Raw genomic sequence first — 14,137 nt, 5'->3', positions numbered from 1 at the left:
CATCTAAGCAAAAAGGCGCTGTTCATCTCGATGTGAACAGCGGCTTTTTTTGTATTTTGCCTTTATCTGGATTAGGCCGGTATAACGCCTAATTCCACTAAACGCTCATGCAAGTAACTTTTTGCTGTATGACGTTCTGACAAGACTACTTCAGGTTTTGGATGAAGGAACAAAGGCAAAGAAATACGTGATTTGGTTTTGTCAGCGCCTTCTGGATTAATTACGCGATGAGAAGTCGACGGGAAATAGCCGCCAGATGCTTCCTGTAGCATGTCGCCAATGTTTACTATCAAAGTACCGAAATCACAAGGCACGTCCATCCAAGAGCCATCTTTCGCTTTAACCTGTAAACCAGGCTCATTAGCGGAAGGTAGTATCGTCAATAGATTAATGTCTTCGTGTGCGCCAGCACGAATCGCCCCCAGCTCTTCGTCACCTTTAAGTGGCGGGTAGTGTAATACGCGCAGCAATGTCTGATCGCTGCCCTCTACCATGCTGGAAAGGGATTGTGAGTAATGCTGTGCTACTTCAGCTGGCGAGTGTTTTTCGACCCATACCAGTAGTTCTGATGCAAGCGTGTTTGCTTCTTTATAGTATTGTTCTAAAAGCGCTTTTTTATCTTCTGGGCATTGCCCCCATGGATAATAGTGAAAGTACTCTTTAATGTCTTTTTTAGTGTGCCCTTTGGCGGTTTCTGAAACATCAGGTGGGAAAAAACCGTCTTGTGTTCCGACATTGTAGCGATAGTCGTATTTAGACTTGCTATCAAAGAAGGTTTGCCATTCTTTATAAATAGCAGACACTAAATCTTTTTGAATAGGGTGGTTTTTAAGAACGCCAAATCCTGTTTCGCGAAGAGATTTTACAAAGTCTTCTGCGGCGGTTGGGCTGGTGTAATCGATCGCTTGTAGTTGCATGATAGTTTCCTGTATTGCCAATTATTTTATTGAAACGCGGCTTTCGTTGAATCGAAAGGTAGTTGGTTGGTTTGGGCAATATGGAAAGTCTAAGAAGACCAGCCGCTATGGAAAAAGTAGCGTAAATCGACGGTTTCTGCTTGGTAGTGCTGAATCCATGCTGCCAAACTCATCGCATGTAGACGATCAAACATCTCAGCATAAGCTGATTGTATTTGGACGTTTTGTGATGATAGTAAGGACATAACATGCCTCCAAAGCTCGAAAAGGTGTTCTTAACCTTGTATTAAGGATTAAGAGTGCTAGTTTACTGCTTGAAATGTGAGTTTTGAAGGGATTCGGTAATAATTTGTAGTTTGGGGGTAGGCAAACGCTCTGTTTGTCCTATACTGCAGGAGTCGGCTATTTTTATTTGCCGTCTTCTTTTGCTCTTCTCTATGTATATATCACGTCTTAATTGGCGAGTTTTGTCTTAAGTTCAGGTACTTCTTAGGTTTTAGTAAATAGCGCTATCCTTGCGCTGTCATCAATTAAAGAGGGCTCATGACTATGAATGCATTTTTCGATTCGTTTAAAAATCACTTTTTAATTTCTATGCCACACCTAGACGACCCACATTTTGAACATACAGTTATTTATCTTTGTGAACACACCAAAGCGGGCGCCATGGGGATTATTATCAATCGTCCCTCAAATGTTGATTTTACAGAATTGGCGGATCACCTTGGAATTCAAATTCACAACCCACGTTTAAGCTCTGAACCAATTTACACAGGTGGCCCAGTGGAAGCTGAGCGCGGATTTATTTTGCACACAACGGATAAAGTCTGGAGTAATACCTTGCGAGTGACTGATGAGGTCTCTCTGTCGGCTTCTTTGGAAGCATTGGAAGATATTGCACAAGGCAATGGACCTGATGCCTTTCGTATAACATTAGGTTGTGCTGGCTGGGATGCTGGACAGCTTGAAGCTGAAATCGCAAATAATGATTGGCTGGTATGTGAGGCGGATTTAGACGTATTATTCCACACACCAAGTGATATGCAATTTACCGCTGCAACGCGCGTATTGGGAATTGATATGACAAGACTTTCACCGGATATAGGACATGGTTAATGACAGGGTCAATCTCTACAGGAACATCGTTAGACGATAACCAGAAGCCCAATACTGTTCGCTCAGTATTGGGCTTTGACTTTGGTACCACGCGTATTGGCGTCGCTATTGGTCAGAGCATTACTGGCACCGCTCAGCCACTTGACCCACTAAAAGCCAAAGAAGGTATTCCTAATTGGGATGAAATCACGCGTATCGTTGAAGAATGGAAGCCAGACGCCTTTGTGGTTGGCTTGCCGCTTGATATGGATGGTTCAGAAAATGAGATGTGTCAACGTGCACGTAAATTTGCCAAACGATTGCATGGACGTTTTAACCTTCCTTACCATATGATGGACGAACGGTTATCTTCTTATGAAGCCAAGGGTCAAGTTATTGCTCGCGGAGGCAATCGTAATTTTAAAGAGAATTCGGTAGATGGTTTGGCCGCTCAAATGATTTTAGAGACTTGGTTTGCAGAGTCTTATTAAAAATCACTTGTTGAACGGTGTTTTATGATGAATTTAAGAGCAAGGTTTGAAAGACAATGAAGTTAGATTTAGAGCATTCTCTGGCGTCGATGAAAACGCAATTGGCAGCGTATTGTGAAAAGAACAACATCGAGGATGCCATTGTCGTGGGGATTCATACGGGTGGTGTTTGGGTTGCTGAGCGCTTGATGGAAGCTGTGCCAACGACAGAACCTTTGGCGACGTTAGACATCACTTTTTATCGTGATGATTTTACCAAAGCTGGCTTGAACCCAAAGGTAAATCAAACTTTATTGCCAGCGATTGAAGATCGCCATGTGATCTTAGTCGATGATGTATTGATGTCTGGCCGTACGATTCGAGCGGCAATGAATGAAATATTTGATTTCGGTCGACCTGCCAGTATCACCTTGGCAATCCTTTATGATTTAGGTCAGCACGAGCTACCGATAGCAGCAGATATCGTCGGTGAGCACTTGACGCTTAATCCTGATCAAAGGGTTAAGTTGGTTGGGCCGAGCCCATTGAGTGTTTCTGTGATTGATACCCATTAATATGCATAACAAAGCTTTATTTTTTGTCGAACACGTACGACAATTAACGCATGGATAAGATTGACGATACAGCGGTTAGAAGAATGAAATCTCACCAAAAAAATACGGTGGGACAACCGTTTAGTGTCATTAATGCCCGGTTGCAGTTTTTCTGTACCGGGCATTTTCCTATCTGAATATCCTATTCTAAATAGAGAAAGACGACACCATCGTCTTTGCAGTTTGAGGAAAGCAAACCATGATGCGATCCGAGCCTCGGGCATTACAGTTAAATGAACACGGGCAGCTTAAGCACTTTTTAACGCTGGATGGATTGGACAAAACTATTTTGACGGAGATTCTTGATCGAGCGGATTCTTTCCTATCAATGGGAGAGCAGTCGGTTAAGAAGGTACCTCTGTTACGCGGTAAAACCGTGGTGAATTTGTTTTTTGAAAATTCAACTCGAACTCGTACGACGTTCGAATTAGCCGCAAAGCGTTTGTCGGCAGATGTCATTAACCTCAACATTGAAACATCAGCGACCTCGAAAGGGGAATCCTTACTGGATACCTTAAAAAACTTGGAAGCGATGCAAAGCGATATGTTTATCGTCCGTCATTCTGACAGTGGCGCCGCTCACTTTATTGCCGAACACTGCACGCCTAACGTCGCTATTATCAATGCTGGTGATGGCCGTCACGCTCACCCAACTCAAGCAATGTTAGACATGCTGACGATTCGTCGTCACAAAGGCAGCTTCGATGGCCTTAAGATCGCTATTGTTGGCGATATTCTTCATTCTCGTGTGGCACGCTCACAGCTTCAAGCATTGACAACATTAGGCGTTAGTGATGTTCGCTTAGTTGGCCCGAAAACTTTAGTGCCGAGCTTCTTTGCGGAGATGGGTGCGACCATTTGCCATGATTTAGAAGCCGGATTAAAAGACGTTGACGTGATCGTGATGTTGCGTTTGCAAAAAGAACGCATGAAAGGCGCTTTGCTGCCGAGTGAAAGCGAATTTTACCGCTTGTATGGTTTGACGGAAGAAACGCTTGCTTGGGCGAAACCTGATGCGATTGTTATGCACCCCGGCCCAATTAACCGTGGTGTGGAAATATCCTCAGAAGTTGCAGATGGCAAACACTCAGTCATTTTGAACCAAGTCACTAATGGTATCGCAGTGCGAATGGCTGTCATGTCTATGGCAATGAGCGGTCAGTTGCAAAGTGATGAAACGCCAGCAGCGAAGGATGAAAAATAACATGAAATTACGTATTCAAAATGGTCGTTTAATCGACCCGAGTCAAGACATTGATGCCGTAACGGATCTGTTTGTTGATAATCAAAAAATCGTAGCGATTGGTGAAGCACCAGAAGGCTTTGAAGACGCTGAATTGGTAGATGCATCTGGTCAATGGATATTGCCAGGCTTGGTGGATCTTGCGGTTTCTCTTCGTGAGCCAGGTCTGACGCAGAAAGGTAACATTGCCACCGAAGGTCGTGCTGCGGTGTCTGGTGGTGTAACCACTTTGGTTTGTCCTCCTGATACACGCCCGATTGTTGATACGGCTGCCGTTGCTGCGCTTATTCAAGATAAAGCCGACGATGCAGGTATGGCTAATGTATTTCCTCTAGGTGCATTGACGCAAGGCTTAGAAGGCGCTCAGCTTAGTAACATGGTTGCCTTAACCGATGCTGGCTGCATCGCCTTATCGAATCACCGTCACCCAATGGCGAGCACCAAGGTGCTGTCTCGCGCGCTTGAATATGCTGCGACACATGATTTGTTGGTGGTTTTTCATCCTGATGAGTCGAGCCTTTCCGAAGGCGGTTGTGCCCACGAAGGCTTGATGTCAACCATGCATGGTTTAGCCGGTATTCCTGAAGAAGCAGAAACCATTGCTCTGATGCGTGATTTGTTGTTGGTTGAAAAAACCGGTGTTCGCGCGCACTTTGCTCGATTGTCTTGTGCTAAGTCTGTTGAGATGATTGCTGATGCAAAAGCATCTGGATTGGATGTGACGGCCGATGTGGCAGTTCATAATTTATTGCTTAATGATCAGGTTCTGAGTCGTTTCGATGGGCATTATCATGTACTGCCACCGCTACGCAGTGATGAAGATCGTTTGACCTTAATCGAAGGTATTAAGGCCGGTGTTATTTCTGCCATTTGCTCAGATCATCAGCCTCACGAAAAAATGGCGAAAATTGCGCCATTTGCGGCAACAGAGCCGGGTATGGCGAACGTCGAGATATTATTACCTTTGGCTATGCAACTGATGGATGAAGGCGATTTAGACTTTTCTACCGTGTTGACGTGTCTAACATCTGGTCCAGCAGCTTGCTTTGGTTTAGAGGCAGGCTCTTTGTCAGTTGGTAGTTTTGCAGACTTTATTTTGTTCGACAGTACCGCACGTTGGGTCTGGTCATATGAAGGTCGCAAGACAAAAGGGCATAACTCACCTTACTTCGGTGATGAATTTGTTGGGCGTGTGATGTCGACTTATATTTCTGGACAACGCGTCTATCAGGCTGTTTAAGCCAATTAGTAAGGCTGATTGAGAGTTTTTCTTTCACTTGGCCTTACTATTCCTTTACTTTTTATATCAGCCAGTTAATCTAGTTTGAATTACAGATTATTATGGTTTTAGTATTTTATGTCGATCGACTCTTCAAATTCATTGCTCAAGGAACAGCAGGTCTTGCGGTCTCGTGTTGCATATCTTGAAAAAGAGCGAGATTTTGTAAAGAACTTGTACTGTGATATGCCGCAGATGCTTCAGGTTATCTCCAAGGGATCCTTGTTAAGTACCTCGCTCAATCGTTTTAAAAATAAAATGCAAAGCCAGTTGCCCAATGCGTATTGTCTTTTTATTGTTTGTGATAAAGAGTGTTTGCAGTGGCGCTTGCAATATACTGATTCTATAAATGATCGTTTACTGAACTCTAACGGTCAATTGAGCGTTGTACCTCAAGCTTTAATTACCTTTGCGGCAAGCCCGTCTTGTCCGAAACGTCACGACATTGATATTCAGAGTGCATCAGGTTGGAAGCATTGGTTGCCGTTTTTAAAGGATCATACGTTTTCTGATGTTTCTATGGTCAGTGTGTCTGATTGCCAAGGTTCGATTTATCTTATGTTGGTGTTTCAGCGTGAAGAGGTTCGGCTTGAAGGTGAGCTGATGGCGCTTGCGCTAGACAGTTATGCCGCTTGGTTAAGTGCCGTATTTGAACGAGAACAAGCGGATTATTTATTGTTAGAAGATAGCCATCGAGATCCTACGACGGGCTTACTAAGGCGCTACAGTTTTGAAAACAGTTTTGGTATTGTTTTAAAGGATTCTCGTCGCCATTTTCAGCGCGCAGCATTATTTTCTCTTCGCTTGCTGTCTTCTTCAAAGGTTAATGATACAGACTTGAAGCTACTGGCTGAGGTAATGAGCGACACCGTGCGAGATAATGATCTTATCGCGCATTATGATGAACGTGAGTTAGTCATGGGAATTCGCATTCAGCATTTGGAAGACGCTGAAATAGTTGCCGCAAAATTATTGAAATCTCTTAATTCTCCCAAGTTTTCAGACAACCGTTTAATACGCGAAGGCTTGTCTATTGGTATTGCTTTTTATCCTGAGCATTCATCGTTGGAATCACTTCATCAAGCGGCTTTATTCGCTGCTAACTCTCTGAAAAACATATCCGGATATCGCCTTGAATTTCATGGTGAATGCTATGGTTCTAGCGCGGACTTTTATTCTTTGTAATAACGCCTTATAAGCATTCTTTTTAAGTCTTCCTTGTAAGCTTTTTTCTGCCTTTTAAAAAGATGCTATTATGCGTCCCCTGTGCTTTCCTGAGGTGCTATTCAGGTATTTATTATGGGGAATGCAACCTCAGTCACAGGATTAACTCGTTACATCTTGATAAGAGCGGAGCGTGGCGCGAAATGGCGATTAAAGTCGAAAGCAACGAAGCACTAGAAATTAAAACAAATTTGACGCGGGTTTCTCAGCAAGTAGATCAGCTTGTGCAGCAGTATCAGCGAGAGACTGGTAGTGTGCGTTTGTTAGCAGTCAGTAAGACCAAGCCGTTATCTGCGCTTGAAGCTGCTTATGCGGCAGGTCAGAGAGCCTTTGGGGAGAACTATGTGCAAGAAGCGGTGGATAAATTTCATGCTTTAGCACACTTAGCAGATATTGAATGGCACTTTATTGGACCAATTCAGTCGAACAAATCTCGTCTTATCGCAGAAACCATGCATTGGGTGCACTCTATTGACCGTGAGAAAATTGCTCGTCGTCTTAGTGAGCAGCGCCCTAAAGATTTGCCGCCGCTCAATGTTTGCATTCAAGTGAATATTAGCGGTGAAGAAAGTAAGGCTGGAGTGGCTTTGTCTGAGTTAAATGACATGGTTGCTTTAATTACAGAGCTACCTAATTTACGTCTTCGAGGTTTGATGGCGATTCCTGCCCCTCAGGAAAGTCATGAAGCACAATGTTTGGTTTATGAACCTTTGAGGCAAGCTTTTGTTGAATTATCCAAATCCGATAGCATGATAGATACCTTATCTATTGGCATGTCTGGAGATTTGCCAGCGGCGATTCAATCTGGCAGTACCATGGTGCGTGTTGGGACGGCGATTTTTGGTGAACGAGACTATTCCGCTAAAGCGTAATTCAGTTAAAGTATGAGCGATTTTGCATACCAGAGCATTTTTTGAATAAGTAGATGGATTATTATCTGCTTAAATAACGAAAGAGTAGGATATAAAATGACACCAAGTATTGCCTTTATCGGCGTGGGAAATATGGCAAGATCGATTTTTAGTGGCATGTTGGCGAGTGGCTATCCTGCTGAGAAAATTATCGGTACGTCTAGAACACCAGAAAAACGTGAGTACTATCACGAGCAATATGGTATCGCCATGTTGGCAGATAATGATTCGGCTGTAAGTCAGGCTGATGTCGTGGTGTTGTGTGTTAAACCAGCACAAATGCAAGCCGTGGTGGAAGACTTTTCATCTCATGTACGCGAAGACCAATTGTTTATTTCAGTGGCTGCGGGAATTGAGTTAGATTCGTTGGCTCATTGGTTAGGTAAACCGGTTGCTGTGGTTCGTAGTATGCCAAATACACCGTCACAAATTGGTGCTGGCATGACAGGCTTAATTGCCAATGAACACACAAATGGCGAGCAAAAGAACTGGGTGAGTGAACTATTTTCTAGCATTGGTAACTCTGTTTGGGTTGAAAATGAAGTTCACATGCACACGGTAACGAGTTTGTCTGGCAGTGCGCCTGCGTATTTCTTTCGTTTTATTGAAGCCATGGTTAAAAATGCCAAAGAACAAGGCTTAGATGAGGCAACAAGTCGTGAGCTAGCCAGCAATGCTATGTTTGGCGCAGCACGAATGGTAATGGAACTAGACGAGCCTATTGCTCAACTGCGTAAGAATATTACTTCGCCAAAGGGAACAACAGAGCAAGCTTTGTTGTCTTTTGAGGCTGCTGATATTGATAAAATAGTCGCAGATGCAATGATGGCCTGCGTTAACCGATCAAAAGAAATGGCAGCTGACTTTGCTGCTAAGAAAGACTAATTAAGGACTATACACGATGTATTCAGATCCATTTGTTATGCTCGTAAAGGTTATCTGTAATCTTTACTTATTTATTGTATTACTACGTTTAGTGCTTCAATTGACGCGTGCGGATTTTTATAATCCAATTAGCCAAGGCATTGTGAAGGCGACAAGTCCTCTGGTTTTACCTTTGCGGAAAATCATTCCAGCCATTGGTCGATTGGATACCGCATCTCTTGTGTTGGCGCTTGCAGTTCAGTTATTGACAGTATTCTTTATTGTGATGATTAAAGGTGTGGCGATATCACCTATCAGCTATGCTATTTATACGTTTGCTGGCACCTTGTATCATTTGTTAGATCTGTATTTTTGGGCGATGCTTATTTCGGTTATTTTAAGTTGGGTAGCGCCAGGTGCAAATCACCCAGGAGCTATGTTAGTAGGGCAAATTACTGCTCCTTTATATCGTGCTTGCCAGCGAGTTATTCCAACTTTAGGTGGACTAGATTTATCACCAATTTTTATATTTCTTGCGATTTCTTTTTTGAAACAAGTACTAGCACCTTATAGTATTTAATATAATAAACATACTTAACCTTCGACGGGAGTATTCTCGTCGTGACTCGGTGAATTGAGAACAGAGGCGTATTCCTATATGATGCGACCCCTAAACGGGAACTAGAGCGGACAAAAAGTCGTCGCTGCCCGACTCCTTCTCCCTTATTAATTTGTTGGATGAAAGCTATGAGTACGATTGCGGTTTATCCGGGGACATTTGACCCTATTACTAACGGCCATACGGATTTGGTTGAACGCGCATCAAAGCTATTTGAAAAAGTTATCGTAGCCGTCGCTGCGAGCCCTAAAAAGCGCCCAGCACTGTCCCATGAGTTGCGTATATCATTGGCAAAAGAAGTACTGGGTCATTTGACGAATGTTGAAGTGGTTGGCTTTGATAACTTGCTAACTGAGTTTACACGCTCTGTCAGTGGCAAAGTGGTGATTCGTGGCTTGCGTGCTGTTTCTGATTTTGAGTACGAGTTCCAACTAGCCAATATGAACCGTGCGATTGCGCCAGATGTAGAAAGTATCTTTTTGACACCTTCTGAGAAGCACTCTTATATTTCATCAACATTAGTACGTGAGATTGCGTCTTTAAATGGTGATTTTGGACAGTTTGTTAACCCTGAAGTGAAGCGTGTTCTGCAAGAACATTATCAAACGATTTAGTTTCTGTTTTTTTACGTCCTGCTACATGATGGTGTTATAGATTATGTAGCGGTTTTAGGAGAGAAGAATGTCTCTTATTATTACCGATGAATGCATCAATTGTGATGTGTGTGAACCTGAGTGCCCGAACGAGGCTATTTCTCAGGGTGATGAGATTTATATTATTGATCCATCAAAATGTACTGAATGTGTAGGGCATTTTGACGAACCTCAATGTCAGCAAGTGTGCCCTGTAGATTGTATTCCTTTGGATCCCAATCGTAAGGAAACAGAAGAGCAGTTAATGGAAAAGTACTTAACGCTTACAGGTCAATTATAACGAATAGGTTGTTATCGCTATCGACACAAATAGTTTTATATTTTTAGCTGGAATACTGCTACTAGTCAGTATTCTAGCAAGTTCTTTTACCGTTCGTGTCGGCTTACCTTTATTGCTGGTTTTTCTCGGGATGGGAATGCTTGCTGGTGAAGAGGGATTAGGCCGTCTGGATTTCGACAATCCAAGTCTTGCCTTTTTTGTTGGTAATCTTGCTTTAGCCGTCATTCTTTTGGATGGTGGTATGCAGACCAAGACCAGCACCTTCCGAGTTGCCCTTTGGCCGTCTTTATCGCTTGCTACCTTAGGTGTTGTGATTACGACCGCATCTGTTGGTGCTTTTGCCGCTTGGTTGTTAGACGTTAAGCTGATCTATGGCTTATTACTCGGCGCCATCGTCGGTTCGACTGATGCTGCAGCGGTCTTTAGCTTATTACGCAATAGCGGTGTTAAGCTGAATGAGCGAGTTGGCGGTACATTGGAAATAGAGTCTGGTGCCAACGACCCAATGGCTATTTTGTTAGTCGTCATGCTAACTGGGCTATTGCAAAGCGCGGATCAGTTAAGTGTTTTGGCTTTCTTAGGGCAAATGATTCAACAGTTTGCCATAGGTGGCGTGTTAGGTTTACTCGGCGGCAAGCTATTGTTAATGATTCTGCGTCGTGTTCCTTTGATCGAAGGTTTGTACGCACTTCTTATTATTTCATTTGGTTTGGCCATATTTTCTGGCGTCAATATGATTGGCGGCAGTGGTTTTCTTGCGGTTTATTTGGTTGGTTTGAGCGTTGGTAACGGGCGAATTAAGCAACAAGAAGCTATTTCACAAGTGATGGATGGCTTGGCTTGGTTAGCACAAGCTGGCATGTTCTTGTTATTGGGATTGTTGGTCACGCCATCGAGTCTTTTGACTCATGGTTGGCAAGCTGTTGCGATTGCCGCTTTTCTGATTTTCGTGGCTCGTCCTGTGGCGGTGATGATCTGTTTATTGCCGTTTGACTTCCGCTGGCCCGAGCGCATTTATATTAGTTGGGTTGGTTTGCGTGGTGCAGTGCCGATTGTCTTGGCGCTTTACCCTGTAATTGCTGGTCTTTCCAATTCTGAGTTGTTGTTCGAAATTACCTTTACTGTAGTGCTGATTTCTTTATTGCTACAGGGTTCGACTGTTCCACAAGTGGCGCGATGGTTAAAGATTGTCGTTCCTCCAGCACCTGCGCCAACGACGCGTTTCTCCTTGATCAACGATTCAGATTCGAATCATTCTCTAGAGTTATATGAGTTTTTGGTTCAGGCGGAAGGTGTTCGAATTCCAGCGGCTATCGTGCAAAATGTGCCGAGTGCGACGGTATCTACGCCTCAGCTGGTATCGCTTGTTCGTGATCAAAAGCCAATTGTGGTCAATGCCGACACCGAGCTGAAATCGGGCGATAGAATTTGGATGTTATTGCATCCTGGTGATGTAAATGATGTTGCGCAGATTTTCTCTCATAAAGCGTCTACGTCTTTCTTGTTGCAGAATTTCTTTGGTGAGTTCGCTATTCGTGGTGATGCCTCTTTGATCGATTTAGCGAAAGTGTACGGTGTGCCGGTTGATGGTATTGATGAAGCTGACACTGCCGCTGAATTGTTGCAGCGTCAGCTTGGTAAACATCTAGTTGTCGGTGACCGAGTACGTTTTGGTAATATTCGCCTTACCATTAGGCAGATGGATGGCAACCAGGTAGAAATTATTGGGCTTAAATTGCAAGATAAGCAAGTCTGAGACCTTTGCACGACTACTGTGCTTGTTACATCGTGAAAAGGTCTCTTGAACACCCATTTCTAAGTTTTCTATTCGTTAAAAAACAGACCAATTTCAGCTAATGACGGAATCTCTTGGTCGTCGTTGATGAGGACAATCAGTCCTTGTGCATCGATGAGTGAATAGGTTTGCGGATGGGTGATAATATCCCCGTCTTTATTGACATACCCGAGTGCAGTGCCAACATCCTTTTGGATTAAGGTCGTGACGATTTTTGCCCACGTCACGCCGGTTATTTCCACATCAAGGCGAATCGTATGATCTCCTTGGTGGCGGAACAAATCTTCCAGCACTTGCTCTGTTCCCGGAGCAATCAATGACCGTACCAGCATTTCAGGATAGGCTCTCACAGGGCGTATGACCGCGTTTGCGCCAGCGGCCTTGAATCGTGGTCGATTAGAGTCATTAATCGCCTCAGCCATCACGAAGGCCGATGTATTTAACGCTTGAACGCGATGCAAGGCATCAAAGGTTAAACTGTCTGAGTGGCTGTCCTGAGCGTCTTGGCAAAGTACAATAATGTATTTCGCTTTGTGAGTTCCAGCTGACTCCAACATACCATCTTCTAGTGCATCGCCAGTGTGATGAACTACGCCTTGTGATCTTAGATTAAGCGGTAAGCCTTCAGGAAACGCCTTCGTTAGGATTTGAATGGGAATATCTACTAACTCAGGTGTTTGGCTGATCTGATTAATCAGCAAGCCTAAATAACGTTCTGCATCGTATTTTGGTGTATTAATGATAAGTATATGATTTTGCATGTCGTCCCACTTCATACGGCCTTTGATACGCATTTCTTTACGCATTAGCCTGATTTCAACATAGTCACTGGCGATTTGTGCTAGCAGGGTAATACCCATGCCATAAATTAATACGACAGTAGAAAACTGTCCCCAAAAGGTGGCTGCAGAGATATCGCCATAACCTGTGGTGCTGGCCGATGTCATGGTCAGCCAGAAGGCTTGCCACCAATTTAAATCTTCAAAGAACACCATCGCCAAACTGTGAATCGCAATCACACCCGCTAACAGCATCAGACGTTTATTCAAATCGCCCGTTTCATGCAGGTGTACTTTTTTCCGAAATTGGCGACGGCTATTTTTTTTCTTTAAGAGCAGTGAAAGAGAATTCATCGTACCTCGGTTGGTTATTCGCTATCAGCTGGCATGGCATAACCTAGCTGACGCCAAGATTCGTAAACCATCACAGCAACGGTATTGGATAGGTTCAAGCTGCGAGAATTAGCTTGCATCGGCAAACGTAAGCGCTGAGCGGGTGGCAAGGCCTCGATAAACTCCGCAGGCAATCCACGAGTCTCAGGGCCAAAAACCAACACATCATTTTCAGCAAAGCTTGCTTCACTGTGCGTATGGCTGCCCTTTGTTGTCAACGCGTAGATAGTGCCAATCTCGTTTTGATCAACAAATGCCTGAAAGTCTGGATAGCGTTTTAGCCGCGTGAATTCATGATAATCTAACCCGGCTCGACGCAATTTCTTATCTTCAAGCTCAAAGCCAAGCGGCTCGATAAGATGAAGATGATAGCCAGTGTTAGCGCATAATCGAATAACATTGCCTGTATTAGGCGGAATCTCAGGTTGGTAAAGTACGATGTGAAGCATTGGTTTATCTCCTTGATATAGGAAGATAATACCAGACGAGCAGAAGAAACTAAGTTTTTAATTTTTTTTCAAAAAAACTATTGACCAAAAAAAAGGTTTCTCTATAATACGCCCCACTTGCCCAGATAGCTCAGTCGGTAGAGCAGAGGATTGAAAATCCTCGTGTCGGCGGTTCGATTCCGTCTCTGGGCACCATGATTAAAAGAAAGCCTGCTAATTTAGCAGGCTTTTTTTTGGTCGAAATGGCTCGCACCTCTCCATAGTCATTTTTCTATATGCCCAGATAGCTCAGTCGGTAGAGCAGAGGATTGAAAATCCTCGTGTCGGCGGTTCGATTCCGTCTCTGGGCACCATTTCCTAGTGTTCTCCAAACTTTCTTCCAAATGCTTCGATACTGTTCTTAAAGTCAAACTAATTAGCCTTGCTAACCGTCTATTTTCAATAAATCCTTTAATCTGATATCCCTCTTTAGCTCAAAAGTCTTCTTGTGCTATCTGCTGGAAGTGTTGGGGTCAGATCAAGAAACTAGGTTTACACATCTACTTGATTCCA

16 protein-coding genes and 2 tRNA genes are annotated in these 14,137 nt (G+C 43.6%); 14 read left to right on the top strand and 4 right to left on the bottom strand.

What is annotated here, in order from left to right; genetic code table 11:
* Window positions 1-71: 71 nt before the first annotated feature.
* The gene (locus CCS02_RS10370) at window positions 72-917 is read right to left on the bottom strand and encodes a 2OG-Fe(II) oxygenase family protein (protein WP_100636504.1); all 846 of its coding nucleotides are present in this window, start codon (window positions 915-917) and stop codon (window positions 72-74) included.
* Between the two features lie 89 nt (window positions 918-1,006).
* Entirely contained in the window at window positions 1,007-1,162 is a 156-nt protein-coding gene (locus tag CCS02_RS22155) for a hypothetical protein (protein WP_157789875.1), read from the bottom strand.
* Between the two features lie 298 nt (window positions 1,163-1,460).
* Between CCS02_RS22155 and CCS02_RS10365 the strand changes: the two genes are divergently transcribed.
* The 12 genes from CCS02_RS10365 to CCS02_RS10310 all read left to right on the top strand — a co-directional run bounded on the left by CCS02_RS10365 (window position 1,461) and on the right by CCS02_RS10310 (window position 11,925).
* Entirely contained in the window at window positions 1,461-2,033 is a 573-nt protein-coding gene (locus tag CCS02_RS10365; protein WP_072838822.1) for a YqgE/AlgH family protein, read from the top strand.
* Window positions 2,033-2,503 (top strand): Holliday junction resolvase RuvX, encoded by a 471-nt coding sequence (ruvX, locus tag CCS02_RS10360; protein WP_011978371.1) that lies wholly within the window; start codon window positions 2,033-2,035, stop codon window positions 2,501-2,503. The genes CCS02_RS10365 and ruvX overlap by 1 nt, the downstream gene beginning before the upstream one ends.
* A gap of 56 nt (window positions 2,504-2,559) precedes the next feature.
* Window positions 2,560-3,057 carry a bifunctional pyr operon transcriptional regulator/uracil phosphoribosyltransferase PyrR gene (gene pyrR / locus CCS02_RS10355; protein WP_072838823.1) on the top strand — a complete coding sequence of 166 codons (498 nt, stop codon included), beginning with the start codon at window positions 2,560-2,562 and terminating at the stop codon, window positions 3,055-3,057.
* A gap of 238 nt (window positions 3,058-3,295) precedes the next feature.
* Window positions 3,296-4,300 carry an aspartate carbamoyltransferase catalytic subunit gene (locus tag CCS02_RS10350; RefSeq protein WP_072838824.1) on the top strand — a complete coding sequence of 335 codons (1,005 nt, stop codon included), beginning with the start codon at window positions 3,296-3,298 and terminating at the stop codon, window positions 4,298-4,300.
* Between the two features lies 1 nt (window position 4,301).
* The gene (locus CCS02_RS10345) at window positions 4,302-5,579 is read left to right on the top strand and encodes a dihydroorotase (protein ID WP_100636503.1); all 1,278 of its coding nucleotides are present in this window, start codon (window positions 4,302-4,304) and stop codon (window positions 5,577-5,579) included.
* A 117-nt stretch (window positions 5,580-5,696) separates the two neighbouring features.
* Window positions 5,697-6,803, top strand: coding sequence for a diguanylate cyclase domain-containing protein (locus CCS02_RS10340; protein ID WP_232617086.1), 1,107 nt, complete (start codon window positions 5,697-5,699; stop codon window positions 6,801-6,803).
* 182 nt (window positions 6,804-6,985) lie between these two features.
* Complete coding sequence (locus CCS02_RS10335) at window positions 6,986-7,714, top strand: YggS family pyridoxal phosphate-dependent enzyme (RefSeq protein WP_072838996.1); 729 nt, start codon at window positions 6,986-6,988, stop codon at window positions 7,712-7,714.
* A 96-nt stretch (window positions 7,715-7,810) separates the two neighbouring features.
* Window positions 7,811-8,638: a pyrroline-5-carboxylate reductase gene (gene proC / locus CCS02_RS10330; RefSeq protein WP_072838826.1), complete on the top strand. Its 828-nt coding sequence runs from the start codon at window positions 7,811-7,813 to the stop codon at window positions 8,636-8,638.
* 16 nt (window positions 8,639-8,654) lie between these two features.
* Window positions 8,655-9,197 carry a YggT family protein gene (locus tag CCS02_RS10325; RefSeq protein ID WP_072838827.1) on the top strand — a complete coding sequence of 181 codons (543 nt, stop codon included), beginning with the start codon at window positions 8,655-8,657 and terminating at the stop codon, window positions 9,195-9,197.
* A gap of 167 nt (window positions 9,198-9,364) precedes the next feature.
* Window positions 9,365-9,850: a pantetheine-phosphate adenylyltransferase gene (coaD, locus tag CCS02_RS10320; RefSeq protein WP_048813883.1), complete on the top strand. Its 486-nt coding sequence runs from the start codon at window positions 9,365-9,367 to the stop codon at window positions 9,848-9,850.
* A gap of 67 nt (window positions 9,851-9,917) precedes the next feature.
* Window positions 9,918-10,169, top strand: coding sequence for a YfhL family 4Fe-4S dicluster ferredoxin (locus CCS02_RS10315; protein WP_011978380.1), 252 nt, complete (start codon window positions 9,918-9,920; stop codon window positions 10,167-10,169).
* A 13-nt stretch (window positions 10,170-10,182) separates the two neighbouring features.
* Complete coding sequence (locus tag CCS02_RS10310) at window positions 10,183-11,925, top strand: potassium/proton antiporter (protein ID WP_198515362.1); 1,743 nt, start codon at window positions 10,183-10,185, stop codon at window positions 11,923-11,925.
* Between the two features lie 68 nt (window positions 11,926-11,993).
* On the opposite strand, the gene CCS02_RS10305 is transcribed toward CCS02_RS10310, so the two are convergent.
* The gene (locus CCS02_RS10305; RefSeq protein WP_072838829.1) at window positions 11,994-13,097 is read right to left on the bottom strand and encodes a potassium channel family protein; all 1,104 of its coding nucleotides are present in this window, start codon (window positions 13,095-13,097) and stop codon (window positions 11,994-11,996) included.
* A 14-nt stretch (window positions 13,098-13,111) separates the two neighbouring features.
* A complete protein-coding gene (gene trmL / locus CCS02_RS10300; protein ID WP_072838830.1) occupies window positions 13,112-13,585 on the bottom strand; it encodes a tRNA (uridine(34)/cytosine(34)/5-carboxymethylaminomethyluridine(34)-2'-O)-methyltransferase TrmL in 474 nt (157 codons plus the stop codon).
* A 119-nt stretch (window positions 13,586-13,704) separates the two neighbouring features.
* Between trmL and CCS02_RS10295 the strand changes: the two genes are divergently transcribed.
* Both CCS02_RS10295 and CCS02_RS10290 read left to right on the top strand, forming a co-directional pair.
* Window positions 13,705-13,780 (top strand) — tRNA-Phe (locus CCS02_RS10295).
* Between the two features lie 82 nt (window positions 13,781-13,862).
* Window positions 13,863-13,938: transfer RNA gene (locus CCS02_RS10290), tRNA-Phe, on the top strand.
* Window positions 13,939-14,137: the final 199 nt, after the last annotated feature.

The organism is Marinomonas sp. ef1, from assembly GCF_002806845.1.
Lineage (GTDB): Bacteria > Pseudomonadota > Gammaproteobacteria > Pseudomonadales > Marinomonadaceae > Marinomonas > Marinomonas polaris.
Note: the sequence above shows the minus strand (reverse complement) of the source record. Positions and strands in the feature narration are given on the sequence as shown.

Bases quoted from the DNA above. Each gene is read 5' to 3' on its own strand.
- pyrR (WP_072838823.1), top strand. From the start codon at position 2,560: ATGAAGTTAGATTTAGAGCATTCTCTGGCGTCGATGAAAACGCAATTG.
- CCS02_RS10305 (WP_072838829.1), bottom strand. From the start codon at position 13,097: ATGAATTCTCTTTCACTGCTCTTAAAGAAAAAAAATAGCCGTCGCCAA.
- coaD (WP_048813883.1), top strand. From the start codon at position 9,365: ATGAGTACGATTGCGGTTTATCCGGGGACATTTGACCCTATTACTAAC.
- CCS02_RS10350 (WP_072838824.1), top strand. From the start codon at position 3,296: ATGATGCGATCCGAGCCTCGGGCATTACAGTTAAATGAACACGGGCAG.
- CCS02_RS22155 (WP_157789875.1), bottom strand. From the start codon at position 1,162: ATGTCCTTACTATCATCACAAAACGTCCAAATACAATCAGCTTATGCT.
- CCS02_RS10340 (WP_232617086.1), top strand. From the start codon at position 5,697: ATGTCGATCGACTCTTCAAATTCATTGCTCAAGGAACAGCAGGTCTTG.
- CCS02_RS10345 (WP_100636503.1), top strand. From the start codon at position 4,302: ATGAAATTACGTATTCAAAATGGTCGTTTAATCGACCCGAGTCAAGAC.
- CCS02_RS10325 (WP_072838827.1), top strand. From the start codon at position 8,655: ATGTATTCAGATCCATTTGTTATGCTCGTAAAGGTTATCTGTAATCTT.
- proC (WP_072838826.1), top strand. From the start codon at position 7,811: ATGACACCAAGTATTGCCTTTATCGGCGTGGGAAATATGGCAAGATCG.
- CCS02_RS10365 (WP_072838822.1), top strand. From the start codon at position 1,461: ATGACTATGAATGCATTTTTCGATTCGTTTAAAAATCACTTTTTAATT.
- CCS02_RS10370 (WP_100636504.1), bottom strand. From the start codon at position 917: ATGCAACTACAAGCGATCGATTACACCAGCCCAACCGCCGCAGAAGAC.
- ruvX (WP_011978371.1), top strand. From the start codon at position 2,033: ATGACAGGGTCAATCTCTACAGGAACATCGTTAGACGATAACCAGAAG.
- CCS02_RS10315 (WP_011978380.1), top strand. From the start codon at position 9,918: ATGTCTCTTATTATTACCGATGAATGCATCAATTGTGATGTGTGTGAA.
- trmL (WP_072838830.1), bottom strand. From the start codon at position 13,585: ATGCTTCACATCGTACTTTACCAACCTGAGATTCCGCCTAATACAGGC.
- CCS02_RS10335 (WP_072838996.1), top strand. From the start codon at position 6,986: ATGGCGATTAAAGTCGAAAGCAACGAAGCACTAGAAATTAAAACAAAT.